We start from the raw sequence: 483 nt of genomic DNA on the forward strand, positions 1-483 counted from the left end.
TATGCCGAGCGCTACTTCCAATCCTCACGGTACGCCAAGCGCTACCTCTGAAATTAATCCTGACACTCTTTCTGAATTGGAAAAGGCGGTAAATGCCTTCGCCACAGCTAACTAATCGGAGACATTATGTCTGATACAAATGAATTATTAAAAAATCTATCGGCAAAAATTGAAGAAGCCAATGGCAAATTTAATGCTAAAGCCGAAGAAGCCTTAAAAGAAGCGCAAAAAGTCGGTAGTTTAAGCACCGAAACTAAAGCAGCGGTAGATAAGATGGCAACCGAACTGAATGCATTGCGTGAATCTGAAAAAACACTCAAAGCTTCATTAGGTGAATTAGAGCAACATGTAGCACAAATGCCACTGAATAATGCGGTTCAGGCAGCCAAAACAATTGGTCAACAAGTCATTTCTGCAGATGTACTGAAAGAAATTAACTCTAGTATTCAATCAAGTAAGCGCATTTCTATTCCAGTGCAAGCC

At 40.4% G+C, this 483-nt stretch carries 1 pseudogene; it reads left to right on the forward strand.

What is annotated here, in order from left to right:
• Positions 1–126: 126 nt before the first annotated feature.
• A pseudogene (locus tag BHE89_RS20245) lies at positions 127–483 on the forward strand (phage major capsid protein); the annotation flags it as partial.

The organism is Shigella sp. FC1967, assembly GCF_001743005.1.
Classification (GTDB): Bacteria; Pseudomonadota; Gammaproteobacteria; order Enterobacterales; family Enterobacteriaceae; genus Proteus.